Origin of the sequence: Kitasatospora sp. NPDC049258, assembly GCF_040678895.1 — a bacterium.
Lineage (GTDB): Bacteria > Actinomycetota > Actinomycetes > Streptomycetales > Streptomycetaceae > Kitasatospora.
Map to the genome: position 1 here is coordinate 1 of NZ_JBFAQT010000063.1, position 26372 is coordinate 26372.

Genomic DNA, 26372 nt, shown 5'->3' on the forward strand with positions numbered 1-26372 from the left:
GCCGGCGGCCTGAGCGCCACCGTCATCCTCGGCGAACTGGACGGCGCCCGCTCCCCGGGCACCACCCACTCACCGCTGGTCGGCGCCGACCTGACCCTGCGTGAGGGCGCCGAGCACCGCCTGCCGCTGGAGCCGGGCTTCGAGTACGCGGTGCTGGCGATGACCGGCAGTGTGGACGTGGACGGCGTCCGGGTCGAGCCCGGCTCGATGCTCTACCTCGGCTGCGGGCGCCGCGAACTGCCGCTGCTGGCCGGCTCGGACGGTTCGCTGCTGCTGCTCGGCGGCGAGCCGTTCGAGGAGGAGATCGTGATGTGGTGGAACTTCATCGGCCGCACCGGCGAGGAGATCGCCCGGGCGCGGGCCGACTGGGAGGCCGGCTCCCGCTTCGGCGAGGTGCACGGCTACGCCGGCCCTCGACTGGCCGCTCCCCGACTGCCCGCCGTGCCCCTGAAGCCACGGGGCCGGGCGCGCTGATCCGGGCCTGCCCGTCCGGGAGTTGAGCATGCCGGTAAGTTCTACCACCGTTGTCGACAGCACAGGAGGATGGCGTGGCTCAGCTGCTGAGGGTCCAGAACTTCACCGTCTCGAGTGAGGGGATCGGTGCCGGTGAGGACCAGACCCTGGAGAGGCCGTTCGGTCATGTCGCCCCGGAGCGGCTGTTCTCCTGGGCCGGCGCGACGGCGAGCTGGCCGATGCGCACCGACCCCGGGGGCAGCCGGGGCCTGGACGACTACTTCACGCGGGACTACGCCCGCAACATCGGCGCCGAGATCATGGGCCGCAACAAGTTCGGTCCCCAGCGCGGGCCCTGGCACGACCATGAGTGGCAGGGCTGGTGGGGCGAGGAGCCCCCGTTCCGTACCCCGGTGTTCGTTCTGACCCACCACAAGCGACCTTCGCTCACGCTCTCCGACACCACGTTCCACTTCGTCGACGGCGACCCGGCCACCGTCCTGGCGCAGGCCCGGGAGGCGGCGCAGGGCAAGGACGTCCGGCTGGGCGGCGGGGTCAGCACCATTCGGCAGTATCTCGACGCCGACCTGGTCGACACCCTGCACGTGGTGGTCTCGCCGGTGGAGCTCGGGTCCGGGCTGCGACTGTGGGAGTCCCCCGACGAGCTGCTCGACCGGTTCCGGCTGGAGGTCGTGCCCAGCCCGAGCGGGGTGACGCACCACCTGTTCTGGCGCAGGTAGCCGGTCCGCAGGGCCCCAGCCCCGGGGTCCTATGATCCGCGTCATGCGTGAGTTCTTCGTGGCGGGCGGTCGGAAGCTGTCGTACCTGGACTTCGGTGGTCCGGGGCGGCCGCTGCTGGCGCTGCACGGGCACTACAACGAGGCGTCCGCGTTCGCTTCGCTCGCAGGGGCGTTGGCGCCGCGGTGGCGGGTGATCGCGCTCGATCAGCGCGGGCACGGAGAGTCGGACCGTGCCATCCGCTACCAGCGGGACGACTACGTCGCCGATCTGGTCGCCTTCCACCGGCACCTGGGGGTCGGCCCGGTGCCGGTGCTGGGACACTCGCTGGGCGGGGTGAACGCCTACCAGTTCGCCGCCCGGCACCCCGGCAGGGTCAGTAGGTTGATCGTGGAGGACATCGGCGCGGTCGTCGACTGCGACTGGTCGTTCACCACGCGGCTGCCCCCGGCCGCGCCGTCGCGCGAGGCCCTGGTCGCGGCTCTGGGCGCGGCCGCGCCCTATCTGGAGTGCTCGTTCCGGCAGGGGGCCGGGGGCTGGGGCTTCTCGTTCGGAATCGATGACACCGTGCGGTCGCAGCAGGCGCTCAACGGCGATCACCGGGACGACTGGACCGCCGTGTCCTGCCCCACCCTGCTGGTCCGTGGAACGCGGAGCGAGGAGTTGGCGGCCGATCACGCCCGGAGCATGGTCGCCCGCCGCGGCCCGGGGGCCCGCCTGGTCGAGCTGGCGGCCGGCCATGTCGTGCATCACGACGCTCCGGAGCGGTTCGCCGCCGAGGTCACCGCCTTCCTGTCGGAGCCCGGTTGAGCTGGGGCGGAGACCGGTCAGGCCGGTTCGGCGATCAAGGCCCACTGCTGCGGGGTGGCCAGGGCGAGGCGGGGCTTGCTGGTGGCCCAGTGGCGGACGGCGGCCGTCATGACGGCGGCGGGGTCGGCGACCGGGCGGGTGGGTTCGAAGGGCCGGGTCATGCTGGTGTAGCTCTGGAACATGGCGAGCAGCTTGACCGCCTGGCTCTGGACCGGTGAGAGGTACCGGTCGGCGAGCGGCAGGAAGAACCGGTCCCAGCTGTCGCCGGAGACGATCCGCGGCCGCTCGATCGGGGCCACGCCGGCGGCCTGCCGGAACTCGTTCAGGGTCAGGCAGATGATGTCGAGCAGCGCGTCCAGGGTGAGGCTGTGGCGGCCGGCGGCGATCACCTCGGTGCGCGGGGCGGCGGGCGGTGCGGCGAGCACCGCCGCGGCGACGACGACGGCGACCTCGTCGACGGGGCTGATCTCGGCGTAGCCCCCGGGGTCGCCGACCACCACCGCGGCCAGGCCGGAGACCAGGGCCTGGAGCATGGTGTACGGGCCGGAGAAGCGGGAGATCTCGCCCGAACCGCGGCGTCCGACGATCAGCGGCGGCCGCACCACCGTCAGCGGCCCGGGGTGCTCGGTGCGGACCACCTCCTCGCACCTGGCCTTCGACCACTCGTAGCCGTTGCGGTAGCCCTCGAACTCCGCGCCCCGCAGGTCCTCGGGGTTGCGGACCCCGCCCACGTAGGCGGTGGAGAGGTGGACCAGGTGGGTGTCCCGGTCGGCCAGCGCCAGGACCGCCCTCAGTGGGTCGATGTTGGCCCCGACCGCCTCCTCGCGGCCGAGGGTCCAGCGGGTGGTGGCGGCCGAGTGCACGATGACGTCCCAGTGCCCGGCGAGTTCGGCGGGCGGCGGCTCGGCGCCGATCCGCCAGCGGACCAGGGTGTCGTCGGTGAGCCGCCGGGCCACCCGGGTGAGGGTGCTGCGGGGCGGCGCCGCGGCCGGGCCGAGCCGCTGCACGACCTCGGTGCCGACCACTCCGGTCGCACCGGTGACGAGGATTCGCATGGGCGTCATTTCTGCTGGGGCGTACGGGGATGCGGGCCGGCGGCGTCCGGGTCGCCGGGGGTGAGCACCAGGCAGGCGTTCTGCCCGCCGAAGCCGAAGGAGTTGGAGAGCACGGGGCCCGGTGGGACGCTGCGCGGCGCCCCGATCACCAGGTCCACCAGGTCGGCCTCCTGGCTGGCCCTCAGGTTGGCGATCGGCGGGACGCTGCCGCGGGCGGCGCAGAGCAGGGCGAGGGCGGCCTCCAGGGCGCCGGAGCCGCCGATCAGATGCCCGGTGACGCCCTTGACCGCCGTCACGGGCGGCGACTGGCCGTGGAAGCAGCGCTCGATCGCGCGCGCCTCCGCCCGGTCGTTCAACACGGTGGAGGTGCCGTGGGCGTTGATGTGGCCGATGTCGGCGGTGGAGAGGCCGGCGTCGGCGAGGGCCCGCCGCATGCACCGGCTCGCGGTCGCGCCGTCCTCGTTCGGGGCGACGATGTGGGCGGCGTCGCAGTTGTCGGCGAATCCGGCGACCTCGCCGTAGATCCGAGCGCCTCGGGCCCGGGCCAGGTCCCACCGTTCGAGCACCAGGACGGCCGCCCCCTCGGCCATGACGAAGCCGTCCCGGTCGGTGTCGAAGGGGCGGCTGGCCCGCGCCGGGTCGGAGTTGCGGACGGACATCGCCCGCATCCGGGCGAAGGCGCCCATCACCACCGTGGTGACCGCGGAGTCCGTACCGCCGGCGAGCGCCAGGTCGAGGTCGCCGTACCGGATCTTCCGGGCGGCCTCGCCCACGGCGGTGGTACCGCTGGCGCAGGCGCTGGAGTACGTGGTGCAGGGCCCCTGGAATCCGTACCGCATGGCCAGCCGGGTGGCCGGCGAGTTGGCCATCGTCCGGGGCACGGTGTGCACCGGCATGTCCCGGGGCCGGGCGGCGTGGCTGAGGGTGACCTCCTCCATGCTCGGCAGGCCGCCGATCCCGGTGCCGATCTGGACCCCCACCCGCCCCGGCGCGAGGCCGGTCGGCAGCGCGGCGTCCTCGACGGCGTCGGTGGCCGCGCAGAGCAGCAGCTGGGTGGTGCGGTCGATCTGGCGGGACTCGCGGCGGGTGAGGTAGCCGTCGAGGTCGAACGGCGGCACCAGGCAGGCGAACTGGACCGGTAGGTCGGCCTCGATCAGCCGGGGGACGGTCGCGGCGGTGGCCTCGGCCTTCAGCACCGCGGTGAAGGCCGCTTCGAGGTCGTTGCCGGCCGGAGACTTCACACCGACGCCGGTGACGGCCACCCGGTGCCCGCCGGAGGGGTGCCGGCGCGTCACGAGCGGCCGGCCGTGCGGGTTTCGAGCAGGTCGATGGCCTGCCCGACGGTCTGCGCGGCGGTGAGGTCCGCGACCTCGATCCGCAGCCGGAGGGAGCGCTCCAACCGGGCGCCGATCTCCATCAGTTCCAGGCTGTCGACGTCGTGGTCGACGGCCAGGCTGGTCTGCTCGCGGACCTCCTCGGCCTCGGTGCCGAGCACCTCCGAGATGGCCGTCCTGACCAGCAGCGACAGTTCTTCACGAGTGGGCATGTCCGTCGTTCCTTCCGTGCCGGCGGCGAGGTCGGCTCAGGCTGTCGGTGCGAGCTGTCGGTTCGGTGCTCCGGCTCGGCCGGCCACCGCGAACGCGGCGTCGAGGATCCGGACCGCCTCCGCGAGCTCGGCCCCGGTGCAGACCAGCGGGGGCAGCAGTCGGAGGGTGGTGGGCCGGCTCAGGCAGGGCGAGACCAGCAGGCCGGCGCCGGCGAGTTCGGCCAGGACCGTGCCGGCGGCCTGCGGATGCGCGAGCTCGATCCCGCGCAGCAGCCCGGCGCCGCGGACGGCGCGCACCACCTCCGGGTGGTCCGCGCGCAGCCGGGCCAGCGCGGCGTCCAGCAGCAGCGACAACCGGTGGCCGTGCGGGGCGAGTTCCTCGATGGCCTCGAGGGCGGCGGGCAGTGCCGCGCAGCTGAGCGGGTGCCCGCCGAAGGTGGCGGAGTGCAGGAACGGGTCCGCCGCGAGCGGCGCGTACAGCTGCTCGGAGCAGACCAGCGCGGACAGCGGGACCACCCCGCCGCCCAGGGGCTTGCCGAGCAGCACGGCGTCCACCGGCAGGCCCGCGGCCAGGGCGACCGAGCGCTCGCCGCAGCGGCGCAGCCCGCACTGGATCTCGTCCGCGATCACGAAGGCGCCGGCCCGGGCGGCGTCCGCGCACCAGCGCCGCAGGGTCTCGACCGGCAGCGGCACGGCGCCGTTCTCGCCCTGGACCGGTTCGAGGACGACGGCGGCCACCTCCGCCGCACGGACCTCGCGGAGCACGGCTTCGGGATCGGTCGGGTCGACGTGCACCACGTCCACCGTGCAGCCCTTCAGGCCCACCCGGTAGAGCGGGTTGTGGGTCAGCGCGAGCGCCCCGGCCGACTTGCCGTGGAAGCCGCCGTCGACCGCGACCACCCGGCTGCGGCCGGTGGCGAGCCGGGCCAGCTTGACCGCCACCTCGACCACGTCGGCGCCGTTGAGGCCGAAGTACACCTTGGGCAGGGCGTCGCCCAGGTAGCCGGCCAGGCAGGCCGCCGCGCGGGCCGTGACCGGGTTGGCCAGGCTCCGGGTGGAGGTGGGCATGGTCTCCAGCTGGTGGCGGACGGCGGCCGCCACGGCCGGGTGGCGGTGCCCGAGCAGGGTGACGGCGTACGAGCCGAAGTCGAGCGCGGACCGGCCGTCGGAGAGGGTGACCCGGCAGCCCTCGGCGGTGGCTTCGACGGCTCCGCGCCCGGCGAAGCTGCCGGTCAGGGCGAGCTTGGGCGACAGGTGGCGGCGCAGCCGGTCGAACGCCTCGGGCGCCGCGGTGTCGGCGGGCGCCGGGGTGTCCGAGGAGACCGGAGCCCCGGCGGGCAGCAGGGTCTCGGCGGTCATGACGCGGCCTCCTGGAGGACGGGGGGCTCCTCGGCGTCGGCGCGAGCTTTCCCGTTCTCGCCCAGCAGCCGCTGTTCCAGGGCGGCGAGCATCTGGGCGGCGTTCTCCGCGAGGGCCTCCGCGGCCACCGGGTTGAGCATGTCGGCGAGCAGCGGGATGCCGATGTCGAAGTCGACGTGCAGGGCGACCGTGCTGCCGCCGCCCGGCGCCGCCCCGACCGCCCAGTGGCCGACGAACTGGCCGAGGTCGCCGTCCAGTTGGTGGAAGTCGAAGCGGCGGGCGACCGGGTCGAGCCGATCGGCCTCGGTCCACCGCAGGACCGAGCCGCGCAGCCGGACCGCCCAGGCGGTGGTGCGGTGCCGGTCGTCCGCCCGCTCGGTGACCACGACCGAGTCGACGCTCTCCATGCAGTGCGGGTAGCTCTCCACGTCCACCACCGCCGCCCAGGCGGCGGCGGGTGGGGCGGCGATGCGCAGTTCCACGTCAACTCGTGGCACGGGGGAACCTTTCCTCGTGGGGGCCGAGCGGGGCAGCACCCGGGGGCGGGAGGTGGGGGCCGAGCGCGGCGCTGCGGGCGGCGGCCAGCGCGGGTGGGAGCAGTCGCCGCAGGACGGCGCGCGGGAGCCGGCGGGTGTGGGTCATCGCGTACCACTGCTCGACCAGCCGGCAGCCGAGTTCGACCTTCGGCCGGTAGGCGGTCTGGGCGAACCGGATGTGGCGGCAGCCGGTCGCGATGGCCAGCCGGATCGCCGCGTAGTGCACGTTGTGGTAGAGCCGCGCCTCGTGTGCGAGGCGGTAGTCCAGGCCGATCCGGGCGCCGGTCGCCCCGCCGCCGGCGAACAGGCAGAGCAGGAAGGCGACCAGGCGGTCGCCCTCGAAGCAGGCGACCAGGCGGCGCCGCGGGCCGGTCCGCGCGTGCACGGCGGCCAGGAAGGGCGCGTCGAGCACCTCCAGGGTCTGGTCCGCCCGGTCCATCACCTGGCGGTAGAGGGCGAGCATCTGCGGCAGCAGGTGGGCGAACTCGTCGAGCACCTCCATCCGCAGCCCGGGGTGGGCCTCGAACTTGCGGATCTTGTTCCGGGCGTTGCGCCGCGGCTTGGCCGGGAGGGAGGCGAGATAGTCATCGAACGAGGCCTGCCCGAGCGGGAGTTCGGTGTCGGGCAGGCTCGGCAGGAAGAAGAAGCCGGCCCGCTCCAGGGCGGCCCGCAGGGGCTCCGGCGCGGCCGCGGTGAAGTCCTTGAACACCACCGTGCCCAGGCGCTCGCGCCGGGCCAGGTCGAGGGCGCCCGCCACCAGCAGCCGCCAGACCTCGGCCGGCGGGTGACCGTCCACCAGGACGTGCCCCTGCCCGAGCAGGTGCCCGCAGAAGAGCATCGGCACCCGCAGCAGCCGCGGGCACAGGCGCCGGACCGGGGCGAGCAGCCGCCGCTCGCGAGGGCCCACCACGTCGTCCAGCCGCAACTCCCGGAACAGGCACAGCGGCAGCACCGCCACCACCTCGATGCCCTGCCGCACGACCAGGTAGGCGTACCCGTCGGGGCCGATGCGGGAGCGCTCCATGGCGGTGAACACCGGCCGCGACCACATCGGGTCGTCGCCGGGGGCCAGCCGCTCCCAGAGGGCCGGCGGCAGCGACTCGACGCTGGGCAGCACCTCGACCCGGTACCCGGGGCGGGTTTCCGGAGGTTCTGGGGAGGCTCGCCGCACTGCGGTCACCTGCTCACGGTCGTCGGAGGGAGGCGGAGGTCTGCGGTCGGTCGGACCCGGACGGCGCGGCCGGCCCGGGACGCCTGGATGGGCCGGTGGCCCGGGCGGCGGCGTCAGCCGATCCGCAGCGGCCGGCCGTCGAGGTACTCGCGCAGCGGCCGGGCCATCCGGTTGCGGGACGGCGGATGGAAGGTCAGGCCGGTGGCGGCCGCGGCGAGGTAGGCGCCGTCCGGTGATCCGATGAACGCCATGCCGCCCAGGGCCGCCAGGCAGGCCGCGCCGGTGCGGGCGATCGCGTCCTGGGCCGCGTACCGGGCGTGCAGTGCCTGGACGAGCAGCGTGTCGGTCCAGGCCTCGCCCTCCATCGCCCGGGCGACGGCCTCCACCGCGAGCATCGCCGCCTCCACCGGCACCGTGTACGGGGTGGGGTCCTCCTCGGCGCCCCCGGGCCGGGTCAGCACCCGCTCCACGAGGGCGCTGGCCACGCCCAGGTAGCCCGCGGTCAGCAGCAGCTCGAACCAGAGGAAGCCGGCGAGGTTCAGGGCGTCCGGGACGGCCTCGGCGGTGACGTCGGTGACCACCACCATCTGCGGATCCAGCTCCACCTCGGTGAGCACGACCTGCTCGCTCTCGGCGCCGGCCAGCACCGGCGTACGCCAGAACGGCCGCACCTCCAGGCCCGGGGCGGTGGCCGGGATGAGCGCGATGGCCAGCCGGTCGAGCCCGTCCTCGTCCCTGAGCGTGACCGAGGCGGTCAGCAGGTCCATCGATCGGGCCAGGCTGCAGGGCATCTTGCGGCCGTTCAGCACGATCCGGTCGCCGCGCCGCTCCGCCGTGATGTGCGGGCGCAGGGCGTGCTGGCCGGTGTTGCCCTCGGCGAAGCCGGAGGCCAGCAGCAGGCGCTCCTTCGCCACCGACTCCAGCAGCACGCCTTCGAGCCCGGAGCCGTACTTGGCGGCCTCGGCCAGGCCGGCCACCGAGAAGTGGTGCATCGTGGTGGCCACCGCCAGCGACGGGCAGCGCGCGCCGACCGCGCGCTGCGCCCGGACGGCCTGCAGCGGGGTCGCGCCCGAGCCGGCGTGCTGCGCGGGGACCAGCAGCGCGGGGCCGCCCGCCGCCCGGAACGCGCCGATCGCGGGGCTGGGCGCGCGCTCCAGCTCCGCCAGCGGGAGGCGGGCGAGCCGCTCGTCCAGCCCGGGCATGAACATTTCGAGCGTGGCACGTTCGAGGTGCAGGAAGTTCACGGGCGGACCTTCTCGGGAAGCGGCTGGGGGTGCAGCGAGTACGGGGCAGGGCCGGTCAGCCGGTGGTGGCCAGCGGGAGGTCGTCGAACGACCGGAGGGCGACCGCGGCGCGCCGGACGGGCGGCCCGGTCAGGGTGAGCTTCGGGAAGCGGTGCAGCAGCTGGCCGAGCAGGGCGGTGCCCTCCGCCCGGGCGAGTGCCGCGCCGGGGCAGTAGTGCGGGCCGGCGCTGAAGCTGAGCGGCCGGTGGTCGGGCCGCCGCACGGTGAAGGTGTCCGGCTCGGGGTGCCGCTCGGGGTCGCGGTTGGCGGCGGCGAGCACCGCGGTCACCGAGCCGCCGCGGGGGATCGCCACGCCGGCGACCTCGACCGGCCGCGCGGCGATCCGCTCGGTCATCAGCACCGGCGAGTCCCAGCGGAGCGACTCCTCGACGGCGGCGGGGACCAGGCCCGGATCGGCCCGGACGAGGTCGAGCTGGTCGGGGTGGGTCAGCAGGGCGTGGACCGCCGTGCCGAGCAGGCCGGTGGTGGTCTCGAAGCCGGCCACGAACACCAGCAGCAGCAGGTCGGCCAACTCCCGCTCGGTCGGCGGTGGATCGACGGTGCGGCGCTGGTCGAGCAGGGCCGAGGCGAGGTCGTCGGCCGGGCAGGCGCGGCGCTCGCGCAGCAGGGTGGCGAAGTACTCCCGCAGCTCGGCGACGGCCCGGTCGGCCCGCGCCCAGTCCTCCGGCGAGCGCAGCGGCTCCAGCAGCCGGCCGGCGCCCCGGCCCAGGTGCTCGAGCCGGCCCTGCTCGGCCCGGGGGACGCCGATCAGGGCGCCGACCAGCGCGACCGGCAGCGGGCGGCCCACCAGCTCCTGGAAGTTCGCCGCCCCGCCGGAGCCGGTCGCGTCGGCGAAGCCGTCCAGCAGTTCCTCGGTGATCTTCTCGGTGGTCGCCCGCAACGCGGCGACCTGCCGGGCCCCGAGGGCGCCGGCGATCAGCCCGCGCAGCCGGCTGTGGTCGGCGCCGTTGGTGCCCAGCAGCGAGGAGTAGAGGAACTCGGCGCCCGGATCCGCCCGTCGGTCGGGCAGCGCCGCGGCGCACCAGTCTCGGTCCGGTACCAGGAAGGCGGGGCCGGTCAGCACCTCCTGGCAGTCGGCGAAGCGCGTCAGGACGTGCGTGCCGAGCGCCTCGCTGTGGTGGACGGGGTCGATCCGCCGGAGTTCGGCCAGGGCGGGAAAAGGGTCCTGCCTGCCTTCCGGGGTGAAAATCGACAGAAGGTTCGACTCTGCGTACATCGATCTCCCAAGTCGGCCGGGGCGGATTCGCAACGGGCAGGACGGAGAGTACACGAATTGTCCGGTCGCATTCCGGATGTCAAAAGGCTTGCGTGGCGCGGGAATTCATCGATATTTCGATATGAACTACGCATTGGTCGGGCCAGCGTGGCCGGTCCGTGCGGTGCCGCTATCGGGGTGAGAGCCGGGGCGCCGGTCGGTGCGTTCCAGGGGCGGACGGGGCGACTCGCCTAGCCTGGGCAGGCCGCCGCTCCGGCGGCCAGGCGGCGCGCGGCTCTCGACAGGAGTGCACGATGGTGACCTCGGTTCCGGGTGCCGGCGACGGTGCGCCGTCGGCGCGGCAGCGGCTGCGGGCATGGCTGCTGGAGGGCACCTCGGAACGGGTGAAGCAGCACCCGGGGCCGCACGCCGAGGCCCCCACGGAGCGCGGGCAGCGCTGGTGGCGGGTGATGTGCCTGACCGGTCTGGACTACTTCTCCACCCTGGGCTACCAGCCGGGCATCGCGGCGCTGGCGGCCGGGCTGCTCTCCCCGGTGGCCACCATCGTGCTGGTGCTGGTCACCCTGTGCGGGGCGCTGCCGGTCTACCGGCGGGTGGCCCAGGAGAGCCCGCACGGGCAGGGCTCGATCGCCATGCTGGAGCGCCTGCTGTCGTTCTGGCAGGGGAAGCTGTTCGTCCTGGCGCTGCTCGGCTTCGCCGCGACCGACTTCGTGATCACCATCACCCTCTCCGCCGCCGACGCCACCGCGCACCTGGTGGAGAACCCGCACCTGACCGGTGCGCTGCACGGCCGTCAGGTGCTGATCACGATGATCCTGGTGGCCCTGCTCGGGGCGGTCTTCCTCAAGGGCTTCAGCGAGGCGATCGGCGTGGCCGTGGTGCTGGTGGCGGTCTACCTCGCGCTGAACGTGGTGGTGGTCGGGGTCGGCCTGTGGCACGTGCTGACGGCGCCGGAACTCGTCACGGACTGGAAGAACGCGCTGACCGCCGAGCACGGCAACGTGGTGGCCATGATCGGGGTGGCCGTGCTGGTCTTCCCCAAACTGGCTCTCGGCCTCTCCGGGTTCGAGACCGGCGTCGCGGTCATGCCGCACATCGAGGGCGAGGAGGGCGACACCGAGGAGCAGCCGACCGGGCGGATCCGCGGCGCCCGCAAGCTGCTCACCACCGCTGCCGCGATCATGAGCGTGTTCCTGATCACCACCAGCTTCATCACCACCCTGCTGATCCCGCCCGCCGCCTTCGAGCCGGGGGGCGCGGCCAACGGCCGCGCGCTGGCCTACCTGGCGCACCAGTACCTGGGCGGCGCGTTCGGCAGCGTCTACGACGCCTCGACCATCGCCATCCTCTGGTTCGCCGGGGCCTCCGCGATGGCCGGCCTGCTCAATCTGCTGCCCCGCTACCTGCCGCGCTACGGCATGGCGCCGCACTGGGCGCGGGCCGTGCGCCCGATGGTGCTGGTGCTCACCGGGATCGCCTTCCTGATCACCTGGATCTTCGACGCCAGCGTGGACGAGCAGGGCGGCGCCTACGCCACCGGCGTCCTGGTCCTGATCACCTCGGCCGCCATCGCGGTGACCATCGCCGCGCACCAGGCCGGCCAGCGCGGCTGGACGGTGGGCTTCGCGATCATCGCGGCGGTCTTCGTCTACACCACGGGTGACAACATCGCCGAGCGGCCCGACGGGGTGAAGATCGGCGCCTGCTTCATCGCCGCCATCGTGCTGATCTCGCTGGCCTCCCGGCTGGCCCGGGCCTTCGAACTGCGGGTCACCGACGTGGTCCTCGACCAGGTCGCCGAGCGCTTCGTACGGGACTGCTCGAACCGGACCATCCGGCTGATCGCCAATCAGCCGGACAGCCGCGACCTCACCGAGTACCGGGAGAAGCTCCAGCAGATCCGGACGGACAACGACATCCCGATCGAGGACGACCTGGTGTTCGTGGAGGTCACCGTCCGGGACCCGTCCGACTTCGAGGCCGAGCTGAAGGTGCACGGGGAGGTGCTGCACGGGCGCTACCGGGTCCTCACGCTGGAGCACTCCAGCATCCCGAACGCGCTGGCGGCGCTGCTGCTGCACGTACGGGACGCCACCGGTCAGCAGCCGCACATCTACTTCGAGTGGACCGAGGGCAACCCGTTCGCCCAGTTCCTGCGGTTCTTCCTGTTCGGCCAGGGCGAGGTCGCCCCGGTCACCCGGGAGGTCCTGCGGGAGGCCGAGCCGGACCGCGGCCGGCGCCCCCGGGTGCACGTCGGCTGACGGCCCCGATCCGCACCGCCCGCCGCCGTGGCGGGCGGTCCCGTTTCTCCGGAGGCCATGCGTGAGGTACCCGCGGTTCCTGGTCCGGACGGTGCTGCCGGTGTCGGGCGCGCTGTGCCTGCTCGGCCTCGCCGCACCCGCCGGCGCCCAGCCGCGCGGCGCTGCCGCGATCGCCCAGCACCTCGGCCGGGCCGTCCACCCCGACCACCCGGTGCTCGGGGCCTGGCTCGACAGCCTCGACGGCCGCCTGGCGGAGCTCGGCGCGGCGGGGCGCCTCACCGTGCCGGTCGGGCTGCTCGCCGTGCTGCTCGGCGCCGCGCTGGGGGCCGGCCACGCGCTCCTGCCCGGACACGGGAAGACCGTGATGGCGGCGTACCTGGCCGGTCGCCGGGGCAGCGTCCGGGACGCGGTCACCGTCGGAGCCACCGTCACCGTGACCCACACCGCCGGCGTCCTCGCGGTCGGCCTGGGTCTGACCGCCTTCTCCTCGCGCGCGGGTGAGACCGTGCTGGGCTGGCTGGGGGTGGCCGGCGGCGCCCTGGTCGCCGTGGTCGGCGCCGGCCTGCTGCGGGAGGCGGTCCGCCGTACCCGGCCCTGCGCAGCCTGCCCGCCACCCTGTGAACTCCCGCTCCCCGCAAGGCAGTCACGCCCTCAGCGGGCGCCCGCCTCGGCCAGCAGGTGGCGCCGCTCCCAGTAGCCGGCCGAGATCCGGGCCAGCAGCCGGGCGGCGGGGTCGCCCGCGTCGCGCCCGTTCGCCAGCGGGCCGGAGTAGCAGACCACGACGGCGTACGGCGGCGCGTCCTGCGGGTACACGATGCCCGCGCTGTGCCGCACGCCCGGGAGCCACCCGTTCTTGAACGCGATCCGGGTGCCGGGCGGCAGGCCGGCGGCCAGGTCGACCCGGTGCACGTTGGCGGCGAGCAGGTCGAGCAGTTCCTGCGGCAGCCGGCGCAGCAGCCGGGCCAGGTCGGCGGCCGTCACCAGGTTGACCACCCCGGCCGCCCGGGCGCGCAGGTCCTCGATGCCCCGGCCGGTGACGCTGTGCCGGGCCCTCGCCAGGTGCCAGACCTCGTCGACCGCCGCCAGTCCGACGTGCGCGAGGCAGATGTTGGTGGCGAGGTTCGAGGAGTGCACGATCATGCGCCCGGCCAGCCACCGGAGGCTGCGTTCGCCGCCCAGCGCCCGCCAGGGCTCGGGGTCGCTGTCCTCCTCGCGGGAGATCCCGAACCGGGGGCCGTAGGTCGCCGAGACGAACGAGTTGTGCACCGGCACCGGCCGGTCGAGGTCCAGGCCGCTGCGGTGCAGGGCGGCCAGCACGGCCACCTTCATGGTGCTCGCCGCGAGGTGCGGGGTGTCGGCGTTCAGGGTCCGGGCCGGTGGGCCGTTCAGGGCGCCGACGTGCACCGAGAGCACGCTGTGCCCCGGTGCGACCTCCACGGCCGAGACGGCCTGGCCCGGTCTGGCAGGAATCTCCCGCAACGCCGCACCCCCAGTCGGTGATCGTGCAGTCGGTGATGGTGGCAGATGCCCAGTCAGCCACCGCCCCGCGCCCGGGAGCAGGGCGCACCCACGGCGCATGGCAGCACCCGGACCGGCCTCCAGCGGACCACGGGCGGTGCCCGGCGGCCAGCTGACCGGTCAGGGCCCGACCGTCCCGGCGCCGGGGCGGACCCGGGCGGACCCGGCGACACGGGCCGATGATCGGGGCCGGACCGCCCGGGGTGGATACCGTTGGCCGTGACTCCGGTCCGGTGGCGGCCGCACCGTGCTGTCCCGGGCCGGCTACCAGGAGGTGGGAGCCATGGCGGGAAACGACCTCGGGCGTCTGTTCGGTGGACTGCTCGGCGGCAGCGGAAGCGGCGGCAACGGCGGCGCGGGATCGGGTGACCTGCTGGCCGCGCTGCTCGGTGCGCTCGGCAGCGGTGGCGGCGACTCGCTCGGCGGGCTGCTGCAACAGCTCCAGGAGGGCGGCCTCGGAGCGAAGGCCCGCTCCTGGGTGGGCACCGGGGTGAACGAGCCGGTGAGCGGCGCGGAGGTGGCGCAGGCGCTGCCGTACCAGGAGCTCGACCTGGTCGCCCGGCAGGCGGGCCTCACCCCGGAGCAGGCGGCGGACCGGCTCGCCGTGGCGCTGCCGGAGGCGGTGGACCGGCTGACCCCGCAGGGCGAGGTGCCGGCCGGGTCCTGGGAGGAACTGCTGGCGAAGGTCCGCTGACCCGGCGTCGCCGCAGGTGGTGTGTGACCCGGTCCGCGCGTCGGCCGGACCGGGGCCGATCGTCACTGGTAGTAGTTGTCCGCGAGCGGTCGGTCTCGGCATGGGTCGAACGGGCAGGGAGCGGATCATGGGTGGCGGACGACGGGTGGACGCCGGAGCACGGGAGTACCGGTCCGGGATGTTCCGTCTGGAGGGTTACCTCGCCTGGGAGGCGGAGGTGGCCGCCGCCGAGCGTGATGCCGCGCGGTTCGTCGAGCGCTTCGGCTGGCTGTCGGCCGGCCAGCGCGAGCTGGTCCGGGAGGCCTACCAGGCCCAGCGGCTGGAGTTCGCGGAGGGCGTGGTCGACCGGGCCGCCCGGCGCTCCCGGCGGGTCGCCGAGTTCTACCGGCGGCGCTGCCTCTCGATCTGCACCCGTTGGGCGGGTGTGTGCGCGGCGGTGGTGGCCGCCACCGCGCTGCTGGCGGTGCTCCCGGCACTGCTGCGCGGGTAACGGCAGGTCCGCCCCCGGGGCGGGGGCGGACCTGGGTGGCACCGGGCGGTCCAGGGAGCCGGACCTAGTGGTGGCCGCTGCCGATCTTCTTGTGCTCCTCGGCCGTGGGCTTGGGGATCTGGCCGTCGGAGCCGAAGTAGCCCGCGGACAGCCGGTACCTGAGCCAGGCGATCCGGCCGGGGCGGCCCTTGGGGCCCTTGGGCTCCGGGGCCGGGGCGGGCGCGGGCTGGTCGTGGTCGGTGAGCCGGTGCAGCTCCGCCTGCGGCAGCGGGGCGTGCACCTCGATGAACTCGCCGTGCGGCAGCCGCTTGATGATGCCGCTCTCGCGACCGTGCAGGACCTTCTCCTTGTCCCGGCGCTGGAGCCCGAGGCACCAGCGCTTGGTGACGAAGAAGACGATCACCGGGGCGACGAAGAACCCGATCCGCACCGCGTCGGTGATCATGTTGATCGACAGGTGGAAGTGGGTGGCGATCAGGTCGTTGCCGCCGCCCGCGAGCAGCACCAGGTAGAGGGCGATCCAGGCCGCGCCGAAGGCCGTCCGCACCGGGGCGTTGCGCGGGCGGTCCGCGATGTGGTGCTCACGCTTGTCGCCGGTGATCCACGCCTCCACGAAGGGGTAGGACCAGAGGGCGGCCAGGACCGCCGGGAAGACCATCAGCGGGACGAAGACGCCCAGGTTGAGGGTGTGCCCGCCCCAGACCGAGATCTCCCAGCCCGGCATGATCCGGACCAGGCCCTCGGAGTAGCCCATGTACCAGTCCGGCTGGGCGTCGGTGGACACCTGGTCGGGCCGGTACGGGCCGTACGCCCAGATCGGGTTGACGGTGGCGATCGCGGACATCACCGCCACGACGCCGAAGACCAGGAAGAAGAAGCCGCCCGCCTTCGCCATGTAGATCGGCATCAGCGGCATGCCGACCACGTTCTTCTCGGTCCGGCCGGCGCCCGCGAACTGGGTGTGCTTGTGGTAGAAGACCAGGATCAGGTGGGCGGCCAGCAGGCCGACCATGATGCCGGGGATCAGCAGGATGTGCACCGTGAACAGCCGGGGCACGATCTCGGTGCCGGGGAACTGGCCGCCGAAGATGAACATCTGCAGGTAGGTGCCGACGACCGGGACGGAGAGCACCGCCCCCTCCAGGAAGCGGATGCCGGTGCCGGAGAGCAGGTCGTCCGGCAGCGAGTAGCCCATGAAGCCGTCGAACATGCCGAGGAACAGCAGCAGCGCTCCGAAGAGCCAGTTGAGCTCCCGGGGCTTGCGGAACGCGCCGGTGAAGAACACCCGCATCATGTGCACCAGCATCGAGCCCACGAAGACGATCGCGGCCCAGTGGTGGATCTGCCGGATCAGCAGCCCGCCGCGCACGTCGAAGCTGATGTTCACGGTGGAGGCGTAGGCGTCCGACATCCGCACGCCGATCAGCGGCGCGTACGAGCCCTGGTAGGTCGTCTCGCTCATGCTGGGCTGGAAGAAGAAGGTCAGCCACACGCCGGTCAGGATGATGATGACGAAGGTGTAGAGGGCGATCTCGCCGAGCATGAAGGACCAGTGGTCCGGGAAGACCTTGCGCAGGTTCGACTTGGCCAGCGCGTAGATGCCGAGCCGCCCGTCGGTCCAGTCCGCGAGCTGCTCGGCCTGGTTGGCCGGCGCCGCCCGGGTGCTGGCGGGGGGAGCCGGACGGGACGCCTTCCGGTCAGCCCGCATGGCGTCCTCCTCGCTGGGCGCCGGACGGAACCGCGGTTCCGGATCCGTGGTGCCGGGCGCGCGGCGGGGCCGGTCGTCGGCGGCGGGCAGCTGTGGTCATCGAAGCGCCTCTCCGTATGGACGGGCACCGGCGGGGCGCCGCCTTTCGGACCGGCGCCCGGGGTGCGCGCGTCGATGGCGGCCGTCGGGTCGCGCCGGCCGCCGCCACGCGCGGTGCCCCGCCACCCTCGGGTGGCCACCGGCGCGGGCCGCCACCCCGTTGCACGGAGTGGCGGCTCGGTTACTCCCCTCATGCTGTCGTGTCTCAGATGCGCACGCACGCTCATCAGGCCGTGTCTCACCGGCGGCGGAGTCGGTCGGGGCCCGCCGGGCCCCGGGCGCCCGTCGAGTCGCCCGTCCGGCGGCGTGAGCGGCGTCAACGTGCGGATGACGGGTGGCCGCCCGGTCGGGTGGCGGGGTCTGCCGCGGCGTCAGCCGCAGTGCACGGCGCGGTTGCCGAGCGAGCCCGCGGTGGTGGCCGTGACCCCGCCCCAGGTGATGCTGCCGGAGCCGGTGACGCAGGCGCCCGCGGCGGCGACCTTCACCGGACCGGCGTACATGGTGAAGTTGCCGTCGTCGGTCTTGGTGGTCCCCGCCGCCACGGTGCAGGAGGCGGCCGGGGAGGTGTTGCCGCAGCGGCTGATGCTCGCCGACACGTGCGAGGCCGTGCCGTAGCCGCTGTTCGCGGTCTTGATGGTGGCGGCGCAGTTGGTGCCGGTCGCGTTGTCGAAGTACAGGTAGAAGTAGCCGAGGACGACTCCGGCGCCGGTCTTCACCGGGTAGCTGTCGATCAGGCCGCCGCTGCACCCGTACGCCGCCGCGGCGGTCGGGGGTGACGGCGGGGCCTGCGGGGCGGGGGTGGCGGTGCTGCCGCCCGGCGCGGCGCCGGTGGCGGTGGTGCCGGGGGCGGGCGTGGAGCCGTTCTGCGGCCGGGTGCTGCCGGCGGTGCCGGTCGGGCCGGTGGAGCCGGCGGCCGGCGGGGTGGCACCGGGCGCCGAGGAGGCGTCGGACGGTGCGGCGGAGCCTGTGGCGGCGGAGGCCGCAGCGCCGGGGGAGCCGGTGGGGGGCTGCGCCGGATCGGTACCGAAGGGGACGCCCGACCCGGTGTCCGAGCCGGACGCCGTCGCGCCCGCCGCCACCGGCTGCTTGCCGTCGCCCTGGTGGCCGCTCGCCACCCAGACCAGTCCGGAGATCAGTGCCAGGGCGAGCGCACTCCCGGCGGCGGCCAGGACGGCCCGCCGCCCCGAGGGCCGGCGCCACCACTGCTCCGGCTCGAAGTCGCCGAACGGCGTGTCGGTGGTGAACGGGGTGAACGGGGCGGCGGGCGGCCCCGGCGGTACGGGGGCGGCGGCCGCCGCCGGGAAGCCCGGCGCCGGTACGGCGGGGAAGCCCGGTGCGGCGGCGGCCGCCGCGACCTGCGGCGTCAGCGCGGCGAGCAGGGCGACGGTCTCGGCGGCGCTCTCCGGGCGCTCCTCGGGGGCCTTCGCCAGCAGCCGCAGGACCAGGGCGTCCAGCCCGGCGGGCAGGCCCGCCCGGTGCCCGCTCGGCGGGGCCGGGGTCTCCCGCAGGTGCGCGCCGAGCTGGACGGTGACCTCGCGATGACCGAACGGCGTTGCCCCGGTGAGCAGTTGGTAGAGCAGGCAGCCGACCGAGTAGAGGTCGCTGCGATGGTCGACCGCCGCCTCGCCGCGGACCTGCTCCGGCGACATCCACGGGACCGAGCCGAGCCCGGTGTCGGCCCGGCCGGCGCCGGCCGGACCGTGCGCCGGGCGGAGCCAGGCGGTCCCGAGACCGAGCAGCCGGACCGTCCCGTCCTCGGCGAGCAGCAGCCTGGCGGGCCTGAGGTCCTGGTGCACCAGGCCGCCCTCGTGCGCCGCCGCCAGGCCGGCGCAGGCCTGGCGGGCCCAGTCCACGGCCCGCTCCGGGCTCGGCGGCTCGCCGGCGGCCATCACCTGCTCCAGGCTGCGGCCCCGGATGTGCTCGGTGACCACGAGGATGCTGCCCTCGTCCCGCCCGACGTCGTGCACGGCGACCAGGTGCGGGTGCGCCGGCAGGGCGATGGCCGCGCGGACCTCGCGTTCGAGCCGCTCGCCGTCCTCCGGGGTGAGCTCGGCCTCGGTGAGGACCGTGACCGCCACCGTCCGGTCGAGCTGCCGGTCGTGTGCCGTCCAGCGCGCCCCCAGGTCGCCGTCGCCCAGGCGCTCCGTCAACTCGTAGCGCCCGCAGAGCAGCTGGCCCTCCATGGCGATTCCCCTCTCCCTCAGCCGCCCCGCGGGCCGGCGGCGGTCGCCCTCGGGCCCCGCCGCGACGCCCCGATCGAAGGCTCATCAGATGATCAGCCAGAAACCTATCGGCATCGGCCGGGGGGAGGTGAACCGGTGTACCCCGAGCCGCGTCAGCGGGGCGGGGCCGCGGGCGGGGGCCCGGCCGGGGTCGCGGGCCGGGCGCCTGCTCAGGCGCCGGGCCGCCGCGGCGGGTGGGCGAGCGGGTAGCGGAAGGCGCCGGCCGGGTCGGGGAGTTCGGGGAGCCAGCTGCCGAGGACGAGGGCCGACGGGTAGAACAGCGGCGCCGGCAGGGCGGTGACCGGGAAGCGCTCCCAGCCGGCGCAGGCGTGCGGCTCGGTGACCAGGGCCGGGGCGTCGGTCGGCGGGGCGAGCACGGCGGCGGTGAGTCGGGCCCGGCCGTCCTGGTGGTCCAGCAGGACGGCCAGCACCCGCATCGCCCCGGCCGGCAGCACGATGCCGGTCTCCTCGGCCAACTCCCGGGCGGCGGCCTGCTCGAAGGACTCGCCGGGCCGGTCGACCTTGCCGCCGGGCAGGCCCCAGCTCGGGGCCTCGCCCGCGGTGGTCCGACGGCCGAGCAGCACCCGGCCGTCGGTGCCGGGGACGATCACCCCGGCCCCGAGCATCGGTGCGGCGATCCGTGCTCCCATCGCAGGTGCCCCCATCGCAGGTGCCTCCTACCAGGCGCCCTTGGCGTAGTCCTTGAGGAAGCAACCGTACAGGTCCTCGCCCAACTCGCCGCGCACGATCGGGTCGTAGACCCGGGCCGCACCGTCGACCAGGTCGAGCGGGGCGTGGAAGCCCTCCTCGGCCAGCCGCATCTTGTCCGGGTGCGGGCGCTCGTCGGTGATCCAGCCGGTGTCGACGCTGGTCATCAGGATGCCGTCGGTCTGCAGCATCTCATCGGCGCTGGTGCGGGTGAGCATGTTCAGCGCGGCCTTGGCCATGTTGGTGTGCGGGTGCCCGGCGCCCTTGTACCCGCGGTTGAAGACGCCCTCCATGGCGGAGACGTTCACCACGTACTTGCGGCGCGCGGTGGACGCGGCCAGCGCCGGGCGGAGCTGGCTGATCAGGATGAACGGCGCGGTGGAGTTGCAGAGTTGGACCTCCAGCAGCTCCACCGGGCCGACCTCGCTGACGGTCTGCACCCAGCTGTTGGTGGCGGCCAGGTCGGGCACCAGGCCGCCGGCGTCGATGGCGGTGCCGGCCGCGATCCGCTCGGGCGTGGCCGAACCGGTGACCAGGGCGAGCGAGGTGACCTCCGCCGCGGCGATCCGCTCGCTGCCCTCGGGCGCCTGGCCGGGCAGGGCCGGCAGGTCGACCCCGCCGCTGCCGAACCGGCCGATCACGGTGGACGGCGGCAGCTCGCCGGCCGGCAGCGGCGCCGACTCGGCGGCCAGCAGCTCCCGGTAGGCCTCGGGGGAGCGCCGGACGGTCTGCGCGGCGTTGTTGATCAGGATGTCCAGCGGGCCGTCGGCCGCGACCTCGTCCGCCAGTGCCATGACCTGGGCCGGGTCGCGCAGGTCGATCCCGACGATCTTGAGGCGGTGGATCCAGTCGGCACTGTCCGGCATCGCCTTGAAGCGGCGGATGGCGTCGTTCGGGAAGCGGGTGGTGATCGTGGTGTGCGCGCCGTCCCGGAGCAGCAGCAGGGCGATGTACATCCCGATCTTGGCCCGCCCGCCGGTGAGCAGGGCGCGCTTGCCGGTCAGGTCGGTACGGGCGTTGCGGCGGCTGTGGTTGAGCGCGGCGCAGGTGCGGCAGAGCTGGTGGTAGAACGCGTCGACCTCGACGTACCGCTGCTTGCAGGTGTAGCAGGAGCGCGGGCGCTCCAGGATCCCGGCGATCTCGGTGGTGGTCTCGGTGCTCAGGCCGAACACGCCCGCCGTCTCGTCGTCGATCCGGCCCGGCGCGCCGGTGGCGGTGCGGGAGGTGACGTCGCGGTCGTTGGCGGTCTTGCGGGCCCGCATCTCCTGGCGCCGGCGCTGCTTCAGCGTGCGGAACACACCGCCGACCGCCTTGCGGACGGTGATCGCGTCCGGGTGGTCGACGTCCAGCTCGTCGAGCTCGGCGAGCACGCTGAGGCAGAGCTCCAGCCGCTCCGGGTCGATGCCCGGGCCGTACTCGACCTCTGCTGCCTCTGCTGCGTTCTGGATCTCCACGCCCGCCGTCATGACCGCTGTTGTTCCTTGTCCGCTTCGCCGATTGTCCGTGCGAACTCTACGGGAGCGGCCGCTCGCGGGGCGAAAACCCGATCAGCGGTAATGGCTGGATGCCGCTTGCGGGCATTACCGCTCGGCCCCTATGCTCGGTAATGGCCAAAAGGTGGCTGTGTCTCTTACCGAGGAGGGGTGTCCCCATGGACGGCAAGCACTGGGACGGCTGGCAGCGGAGCTGGGACCGGCAGCAGGGGTGGTACCTGCCCGACCGCGAGGAGCGCTTCCGCGTGATGCTCGACACGGTGGAGGCCCACGCCGGTGCGGCGCCCCGGGTGCTCGACCTCGCCTGCGGCACCGGCAGCATCACCGAGCGGCTGCTCGCCCGGCTCCCCGGGGCGGTGAGCGTCGGTGTCGACCTCGACCCCGCCCTGCTGGCCATCGCCCGCGGCCACTTCGCCGCCGAGCCCAGGCTCATGCTGGCCACCGCCGACCTGCGCGACCCGCGCTGGGTGGAGCGGCTCCCGGAGGGTCCGTACGACGCGGTGGTCACCGCGACCGCTCTGCACTGGCTGGAGACCGACGATCTGGTCCGCCTCTACGGCGACCTCGCCGGCCTGCTCCGGCCCGGCGGCGTCTTCCTCAATGCCGACCACACCCCCGAGCCGGGCATCCCGCTGCTCACCGCGGCGGACGAGGCCTTCCAGCGGCGCCGGCAGGAGCGCGAGCGGGCCGAGGGTGTCCTGGACTGGGCGCAGTGGTGGGCCGCCGCCGCGGCCGATCCGCTGCTCGCCGAGCACGTGGCCGCGCGCGACCTCATCTACGGCGCGCACCGCGACCCGCAGTCGCACCCGGCCGGCTGGCACACCGCGCGGCTGGTGGAGGCGGGCTTCCGGGAGGCCGGTGTGCTGTGGCGCTCGGCCACCGACTCGTTGGTCGCCGCGGTGCGCTGATCGCGCGGTGACGGGGGTCACTCAGGGGGGTGCGGGCCCTGCCGCGCCGGGAGACGGAGGTCACGTCCGGGTGCTGCGGCGGGGCATCCTGCCGGGGCCGGGCAAGCTGTCGGCCATGGAGGTCAACTGCCGTATTTGCCAGCGGTGTTGGGGTGGCGTGGCGGGGCCTGTTCGGGGCCCGCGCGAGGGCGATTCGGGCGTTTTCGGCCCTAATCTGTGAGCTTGCCCACGAGGATCGGCCCTCCGGGGGGTCGGGCGGCATCCGATCGGTCGTCAGGCCGGTTGGAGGCAGGGGTGGTTGGCGCCCGGGGAGGCGACCCCGGGAGCCGTCCCGGGCGGCCCGGAAGGTGGTTGCCCGGGGGCAGGGGGTGTCGCAACATCGAGGGAGCGCTCCGGGCCGGTGACCACGGCCGGGGCGCGACCAGCGCAGTCGACCTTGGCGTAGAGCGGGTCGGTGGCGGAGCCGGATCCCGGCCCCGCTGCGCAGTCGGCGGGTCCTGTCCTGCCGCCGTACACCGGCCGCCTCGTGCGCGGCGCCTTCCGTGCTCGGCACGGGCTCTCGGACGTCCCGGGGCGGTGTGCGATCCCCGCGACCGAAGAGGTGCTTCAGCATGCGTGCGATCAACCAGACCCGACTCCGACTCTCCGACATCCGGATGCCGGACGTCCGGAGCTTCCGGATGCACCACCCCCGCCTGCCCGACTTCTTCCTGGCCGCCGGTCTGACCGGCGCCGTGGCCGTCGGCCTCGCTGTCCCGGCCAGCCAGGCCTTCGCCGCCGAGCCCGCCGCGGCCACCGCCGCCGTCGCGCCGGCCGCCGCTGCCGCCGCCCAGCCCGCCGCCCAGCCCGCCGCCCCGGCGCCCGCCGAGGCAGCGCCCGCCCCGGCCCCCGCGCCCGCCCCGGCCCCGGCCGAGGCGCCTGCTCCTGCTCCCGCCCCGGCCCCGGCGCCCGCCCCTGCCGCGCCGGCGAAGCCGAGCTACCCGAACAACCTGGACGGCTGGATCCAGGAGGCCCGTGACGTGCTGGCCGCCCACGGCGACCGCGTCCCCTCCGCGAAGGCGATGCGCGCCACCGCGATGTCCGAGTCCTCCGGCAACCCGAAGGCCGTCAACGGCTGGGACTCCAACGCCAAGGCCGGCATCCCGTCGATCGGCCTGACCCAGATGATCAAGCCGACCTTCAAGGCGTACTCGCTGCCGGGTCACACCGAGATCACCAACCCGGTCGACAACCTGATCGCCAGCGCCCGGTACTGCAACCACGTCTACGGCAGCATGGACCAGGTCGCCCAGGCCCGCTGCTACGGCTCGTGCTGGCGCGGTTACTAGACCGCGGTCGCCGAACCGCGATTGCCGGACTGCGGTCGCCGGACCGGGAGGTCCGGACCGCCCGGCCCCGCGCGGCCGGGTTGGATGTTCCTATGAAGATCACTCCGCCCCGCGGGGTGCCGGTTGTGGTGATCTTCAAGGATTGTGCGTGAACTGGCTTTGCGCCCGGGTATCAGTGAGTATTGAACGTTGGGTGCGGGGCGCCCGAGTGCGCCCCGCGGCCGTGCCGCAACCGCACCCGAGGTGTACGTTTCCCCAGCCAGAGAGCCCCCATTCATGCGCTTCCTGAACGACCTCAAGCCCGCGTACGACCTGACGTACGACGATGTCTTCATGGTCCCCAGCCGCTCCGCCGTGGGCTCCCGTCAGGCCGTGGACCTGTCCTCCAACGACGGCACCGGCACCACCGTCCCGCTGGTGGTGGCCAACATGACCGCCATCGCCGGCCGCCGGATGGCCGAGACCGTGGCCCGCCGCGGCGGCCTGGTCGCCATCCCGCAGGACATCCCGACCGAGGTCATCGCCGACGTCATCGGCTGGGTGAAGCAGCGCCACCTGGTGCACGACACCGCCCTCACCCTCAGCCCCGGCGACACCGTCGCGGACGCCCTCTCGCTGCTGCCCAAGCGCGCCCACAACGCGCTCGTGGTGGTCGAGGACGGCAAGCCCGTCGGCGTGGTCACCGACTCCGACTGCCAGGGCGTGGACCGGTTCACCAGCCTCTCCGAGGTGATGTCCCGTGACCCGCTGCTGCTGCCGGAGGGCATCGAGCCCCGCGCGGCCTTCGAGAAGCTCAACGGCGCGCACCTCAAGCTCGCCCCCGTGGTGGACGCCGACGGCAAGCTGGTCGGCATCCTGACCCGCAAGAACGCGCTGCGCGCCACCCTCTACACCCCGGCCACCGACGCGGCGGGCCGGCTGCGGATCGCCGCCACCGTCGGGATCAACGGCGACGTGGCCGGCAAGGCCAAGGCGCTCGTCGAGGCCGGCGCCGACGTGCTGGTGGTGGACACCGCGCACGGCCACCAGGAGTCGATGATCAGCGCGCTGGGCGCGGTCCGCGGGCTCGACCCGCAGATCCCGATCGTGGCGGGCAACGTGGTCTCCGCCGCCGGTGTCCGGGACCTGGTCGAGGCCGGCGCGGACATCCTCAAGGTCGGGGTCGGCCCCGGCGCGATGTGCACCACCCGGATGATGACCGGTGTCGGCCGCCCGCAGTTCTCCGCCGTCCTGGAGTGCGCCGCCGAGGCGCGCCGGCTCGGCAAGCACGTCTGGGCCGACGGCGGTGTCCGCCACCCGCGCGACGTGGCGATGGCGCTGGCCGCCGGCGCCTCCAACGTGATGATCGGCTCCTGGTTCGCCGGCACCTACGAGTCGCCCGGCGACCTGCAGACCACGGCCGACGGCCGCCAGTACAAGGAGAGCTTCGGAATGGCCTCGGCCCGCGCCGTGCGCAACCGGACCTCCGAGGAGTCGGCCTACGACCGGGCCCGCAAGGGTCTGTTCGAGGAGGGCATCTCCACCTCGCGGATGTTCCTCGACCCGGCCCGCCCGGGCGTCGAGGACCTGATCGACTCCATCGTCGCGGGCGTGCGCAGCTCCTGCACCTACGCGGGCGCCAACAGCCTGGAGGAGTTCCACCAGAAGGCCGTCGTCGGCGTGCAGAGCGCGGCCGGCTACGCGGAGGGCAAGCCGCTGCACTCCAGCTGGGCCTGATCAGCTCCGCTCGCAGGCCATGGGCCGGCTCCCCGCTCCGGCGGGGGGCCGGCCCGCGCCGTTCAACGGGGTCAGCAGCGCCCGGCCGACCATCCCCACCGAGCCCGACAGCGCCGCCGTCACGGCCTCGAACACGTTCGGCGCCGCGCGCAGCTCCCACAGCCCCAGCACGCTCGCCCAGGCGGCGTCCCGGGCCCGGTCGATGCTCCACACCCCGAGCACGTGCAGCAGCGGGTCGGCCACCCGCAGCTCGGCCGGCGAGGGCAGCAGCTCCTCCCGCACCGCCGCCTCCACCTGGGCCAGCAGGAGGTTGATCCGCTCGTAGTCGGCGGACAGCTGCGCCGGCTCGATGCAGAGCAGCGCGCAGGTGTCCAGGACGGCCAGTGGCAGGTCGTGCTCGATGTGCGCGTTCATCCCGGCCAGCGCGAACTGCAGCGGGTGGACGCCGGGGTGCCGCCGCAGCTCGAACAGCGGCCGCCAGCAGGCGGGCGGGCGCAGGCCGGCGTCGGCCGCGTCGACCGCCGCCAGGTAGCGGGCGGCGAACAGTCCGTCCAGCTCGGCCATCGCCACCGGATCCGCGAACCACGCCTCGGCCAGCCGCTCGCGCACCAGCCGGGTGACGGTCAGGTACATCCCGTTGAAGACCGCGACGCCGTCCCCGGGCACCGCCCGGGCCTGGAGCTGCGCCATCCGGGAGACGGCCTGGTCGACGGTGGGTACCTCGGTGGTGGTCACGTTCGGCCTCCTGCCCTGGGGCGGTACGGAGCCTCACCATCGCAGCCGCACCCGGCCGGCGGAAGCGCCCGAGCGGGCGAAACCGGCGGGCTGACGCAGCCCCGGCCACCTCGAGCGCACGGGAGGCACGGGCGGGCGGTGGCCCTGCTCCATCGCGCACGGTTGCCGGGCGGCTGCTGAGCGTGGCCGGTGTGACCTGGGCCATCCGGGGCGGGTGTCCGGGGGGTCGGGGTGGGTGCCGGGGGTCGGGGGTGGGTCACGCTGTGTCGACAATGTGGGCGGGCTCACCCGGTACGGACGGTGA

At 74.4% G+C, this 26372-nt stretch carries 24 protein-coding genes; 10 read left to right on the forward strand and 14 right to left on the reverse strand.

The genetic code is table 11. The annotated features are described in order from the left end of the window. From AB0K43_RS30100 to AB0K43_RS30110, 3 genes are all read left to right on the forward strand, one after another. Nucleotides 1-474, forward strand: a 474-nt coding sequence (locus tag AB0K43_RS30100) for a pirin-like C-terminal cupin domain-containing protein (RefSeq protein WP_363645339.1), incomplete at its 5' end; no start/stop codon positions are given. Between the two features lie 74 nt (nucleotides 475-548). Then, entirely contained in the window at nucleotides 549-1193 is a 645-nt protein-coding gene (locus AB0K43_RS30105; RefSeq protein ID WP_363645341.1) for a dihydrofolate reductase family protein, read from the forward strand. Nucleotides 1194-1236: 43 nt separating this feature from the next. Then, nucleotides 1237-2001 (forward strand): alpha/beta hydrolase, encoded by a 765-nt coding sequence (locus tag AB0K43_RS30110; protein WP_363645343.1) that lies wholly within the window; start codon nucleotides 1237-1239, stop codon nucleotides 1999-2001. A gap of 17 nt (nucleotides 2002-2018) precedes the next feature. Here AB0K43_RS30110 and AB0K43_RS30115 read toward each other — a convergent pair whose 3' ends face one another. The 8 genes from AB0K43_RS30115 to AB0K43_RS30150 form a co-directional block, all read right to left on the reverse strand. After that, entirely contained in the window at nucleotides 2019-3056 is a 1038-nt protein-coding gene (locus AB0K43_RS30115; protein ID WP_363645345.1) for an SDR family oxidoreductase, read from the reverse strand. A 5-nt stretch (nucleotides 3057-3061) separates the two neighbouring features. Continuing rightward, a complete protein-coding gene (locus AB0K43_RS30120; RefSeq protein WP_363645347.1) occupies nucleotides 3062-4351 on the reverse strand; it encodes a beta-ketoacyl-[acyl-carrier-protein] synthase family protein in 1290 nt (429 codons plus the stop codon). Continuing rightward, on the reverse strand, nucleotides 4348-4602 hold the full coding sequence (locus tag AB0K43_RS30125) for an acyl carrier protein (protein ID WP_363645349.1): 255 nt from the start codon (nucleotides 4600-4602) through the stop codon (nucleotides 4348-4350). The genes AB0K43_RS30120 and AB0K43_RS30125 overlap by 4 nt, the downstream gene beginning before the upstream one ends. Before the next feature lie 36 nt (nucleotides 4603-4638). Further along, nucleotides 4639-5961 carry an aminotransferase class III-fold pyridoxal phosphate-dependent enzyme gene (locus AB0K43_RS30130; RefSeq protein WP_363645351.1) on the reverse strand — a complete coding sequence of 441 codons (1323 nt, stop codon included), beginning with the start codon at nucleotides 5959-5961 and terminating at the stop codon, nucleotides 4639-4641. Then, a complete protein-coding gene (locus tag AB0K43_RS30135) occupies nucleotides 5958-6458 on the reverse strand; it encodes an SRPBCC family protein (RefSeq protein WP_363645353.1) in 501 nt (166 codons plus the stop codon). The genes AB0K43_RS30130 and AB0K43_RS30135 overlap by 4 nt, the downstream gene beginning before the upstream one ends. After that, entirely contained in the window at nucleotides 6445-7614 is a 1170-nt protein-coding gene (locus AB0K43_RS30140) for a GNAT family N-acetyltransferase (RefSeq protein WP_363645355.1), read from the reverse strand. The genes AB0K43_RS30135 and AB0K43_RS30140 overlap by 14 nt, the downstream gene beginning before the upstream one ends. Nucleotides 7615-7781: 167 nt before the next feature. Further along, nucleotides 7782-8912 (reverse strand): acyl-CoA dehydrogenase family protein, encoded by a 1131-nt coding sequence (locus AB0K43_RS30145; RefSeq protein ID WP_363645357.1) that lies wholly within the window; start codon nucleotides 8910-8912, stop codon nucleotides 7782-7784. A gap of 55 nt (nucleotides 8913-8967) precedes the next feature. Then, nucleotides 8968-10188: a cytochrome P450 gene (locus AB0K43_RS30150; protein WP_363645359.1), complete on the reverse strand. Its 1221-nt coding sequence runs from the start codon at nucleotides 10186-10188 to the stop codon at nucleotides 8968-8970. A 293-nt stretch (nucleotides 10189-10481) separates the two neighbouring features. On the opposite strand from AB0K43_RS30150, the gene AB0K43_RS30155 reads away from it, so the two are divergent. Together AB0K43_RS30155 and AB0K43_RS30160 are read left to right on the forward strand one after the other, a co-directional pair. Then, the gene (locus tag AB0K43_RS30155) at nucleotides 10482-12449 is read left to right on the forward strand and encodes an amino acid transporter (protein ID WP_363645361.1); all 1968 of its coding nucleotides are present in this window, start codon (nucleotides 10482-10484) and stop codon (nucleotides 12447-12449) included. A gap of 61 nt (nucleotides 12450-12510) precedes the next feature. After that, entirely contained in the window at nucleotides 12511-13146 is a 636-nt protein-coding gene (locus AB0K43_RS30160) for a hypothetical protein (RefSeq protein ID WP_363645363.1), read from the forward strand. On the opposite strand, the gene AB0K43_RS30165 is transcribed toward AB0K43_RS30160, so the two are convergent. Continuing rightward, nucleotides 13101-13886: a serine hydrolase gene (locus AB0K43_RS30165; protein WP_363645365.1), complete on the reverse strand. Its 786-nt coding sequence runs from the start codon at nucleotides 13884-13886 to the stop codon at nucleotides 13101-13103. The genes AB0K43_RS30160 and AB0K43_RS30165 overlap by 46 nt on opposite strands. 364 nt (nucleotides 13887-14250) lie before the next feature. On the opposite strand from AB0K43_RS30165, the gene AB0K43_RS30170 reads away from it, so the two are divergent. Continuing rightward, the gene (locus AB0K43_RS30170) at nucleotides 14251-14661 is read left to right on the forward strand and encodes a YidB family protein (RefSeq protein WP_363645367.1); all 411 of its coding nucleotides are present in this window, start codon (nucleotides 14251-14253) and stop codon (nucleotides 14659-14661) included. Nucleotides 14662-14788: 127 nt separating this feature from the next. Next, on the forward strand, nucleotides 14789-15151 hold the full coding sequence (locus AB0K43_RS30175; RefSeq protein ID WP_363645369.1) for a cytochrome C oxidase subunit I: 363 nt from the start codon (nucleotides 14789-14791) through the stop codon (nucleotides 15149-15151). 64 nt (nucleotides 15152-15215) lie between these two features. Here AB0K43_RS30175 and AB0K43_RS30180 read toward each other — a convergent pair whose 3' ends face one another. The 4 genes from AB0K43_RS30180 to AB0K43_RS30195 all read right to left on the reverse strand — a co-directional run bounded on the left by AB0K43_RS30180 (nucleotide 15216) and on the right by AB0K43_RS30195 (nucleotide 21354). Beyond that, a complete protein-coding gene (locus AB0K43_RS30180) occupies nucleotides 15216-16859 on the reverse strand; it encodes a ubiquinol-cytochrome c reductase cytochrome b subunit (protein WP_363645371.1) in 1644 nt (547 codons plus the stop codon). Nucleotides 16860-17329: 470 nt separating this feature from the next. Beyond that, the gene (locus AB0K43_RS30185; protein ID WP_363645373.1) at nucleotides 17330-19141 is read right to left on the reverse strand and encodes a serine/threonine-protein kinase; all 1812 of its coding nucleotides are present in this window, start codon (nucleotides 19139-19141) and stop codon (nucleotides 17330-17332) included. Between the two features lie 209 nt (nucleotides 19142-19350). Further along, nucleotides 19351-19845: an NUDIX domain-containing protein gene (locus tag AB0K43_RS30190; protein WP_363645375.1), complete on the reverse strand. Its 495-nt coding sequence runs from the start codon at nucleotides 19843-19845 to the stop codon at nucleotides 19351-19353. A 12-nt stretch (nucleotides 19846-19857) separates the two neighbouring features. After that, nucleotides 19858-21354, reverse strand: coding sequence for an SDR family NAD(P)-dependent oxidoreductase (locus AB0K43_RS30195; RefSeq protein ID WP_363645377.1), 1497 nt, complete (start codon nucleotides 21352-21354; stop codon nucleotides 19858-19860). Between the two features lie 185 nt (nucleotides 21355-21539). Between AB0K43_RS30195 and AB0K43_RS30200 the strand changes: the two genes are divergently transcribed. From AB0K43_RS30200 to AB0K43_RS30210, 3 genes are all read left to right on the forward strand, one after another. Continuing rightward, a complete protein-coding gene (locus AB0K43_RS30200) occupies nucleotides 21540-22289 on the forward strand; it encodes a class I SAM-dependent methyltransferase (protein WP_363645379.1) in 750 nt (249 codons plus the stop codon). Between the two features lie 611 nt (nucleotides 22290-22900). Beyond that, entirely contained in the window at nucleotides 22901-23617 is a 717-nt protein-coding gene (locus AB0K43_RS30205; RefSeq protein ID WP_363645381.1) for a transglycosylase SLT domain-containing protein, read from the forward strand. Between the two features lie 276 nt (nucleotides 23618-23893). After that, the gene (locus tag AB0K43_RS30210) at nucleotides 23894-25333 is read left to right on the forward strand and encodes a GuaB1 family IMP dehydrogenase-related protein (protein WP_363645383.1); all 1440 of its coding nucleotides are present in this window, start codon (nucleotides 23894-23896) and stop codon (nucleotides 25331-25333) included. Here the strand turns inward: AB0K43_RS30210 and AB0K43_RS30215 are convergent, their stop codons facing one another. Beyond that, the gene (locus AB0K43_RS30215) at nucleotides 25334-26068 is read right to left on the reverse strand and encodes a DUF5995 family protein (protein ID WP_363645385.1); all 735 of its coding nucleotides are present in this window, start codon (nucleotides 26066-26068) and stop codon (nucleotides 25334-25336) included. Nucleotides 26069-26372 lie beyond the last annotated feature (304 nt).

Bases quoted from the DNA above. Each gene is read 5' to 3' on its own strand.
- AB0K43_RS30115 (WP_363645345.1), bottom strand. From the start codon at position 3,056: ATGCGAATCCTCGTCACCGGTGCGACCGGAGTGGTCGGCACCGAGGTC.
- AB0K43_RS30180 (WP_363645371.1), bottom strand. From the start codon at position 16,859: ATGCGGGCTGACCGGAAGGCGTCCCGTCCGGCTCCCCCCGCCAGCACC.
- AB0K43_RS30210 (WP_363645383.1), top strand. From the start codon at position 23,894: ATGCGCTTCCTGAACGACCTCAAGCCCGCGTACGACCTGACGTACGAC.
- AB0K43_RS30130 (WP_363645351.1), bottom strand. From the start codon at position 5,961: ATGACCGCCGAGACCCTGCTGCCCGCCGGGGCTCCGGTCTCCTCGGAC.
- AB0K43_RS30185 (WP_363645373.1), bottom strand. From the start codon at position 19,141: ATGGAGGGCCAGCTGCTCTGCGGGCGCTACGAGTTGACGGAGCGCCTG.
- AB0K43_RS30205 (WP_363645381.1), top strand. From the start codon at position 22,901: ATGCGTGCGATCAACCAGACCCGACTCCGACTCTCCGACATCCGGATG.
- AB0K43_RS30125 (WP_363645349.1), bottom strand. From the start codon at position 4,602: ATGCCCACTCGTGAAGAACTGTCGCTGCTGGTCAGGACGGCCATCTCG.
- AB0K43_RS30155 (WP_363645361.1), top strand. From the start codon at position 10,482: ATGGTGACCTCGGTTCCGGGTGCCGGCGACGGTGCGCCGTCGGCGCGG.
- AB0K43_RS30170 (WP_363645367.1), top strand. From the start codon at position 14,251: ATGGCGGGAAACGACCTCGGGCGTCTGTTCGGTGGACTGCTCGGCGGC.
- AB0K43_RS30195 (WP_363645377.1), bottom strand. From the start codon at position 21,354: ATGACGGCGGGCGTGGAGATCCAGAACGCAGCAGAGGCAGCAGAGGTC.
- AB0K43_RS30150 (WP_363645359.1), bottom strand. From the start codon at position 10,188: ATGTACGCAGAGTCGAACCTTCTGTCGATTTTCACCCCGGAAGGCAGG.
- AB0K43_RS30175 (WP_363645369.1), top strand. From the start codon at position 14,789: ATGGGTGGCGGACGACGGGTGGACGCCGGAGCACGGGAGTACCGGTCC.
- AB0K43_RS30110 (WP_363645343.1), top strand. From the start codon at position 1,237: ATGCGTGAGTTCTTCGTGGCGGGCGGTCGGAAGCTGTCGTACCTGGAC.
- AB0K43_RS30190 (WP_363645375.1), bottom strand. From the start codon at position 19,845: ATGGGGGCACCTGCGATGGGAGCACGGATCGCCGCACCGATGCTCGGG.
- AB0K43_RS30200 (WP_363645379.1), top strand. From the start codon at position 21,540: ATGGACGGCAAGCACTGGGACGGCTGGCAGCGGAGCTGGGACCGGCAG.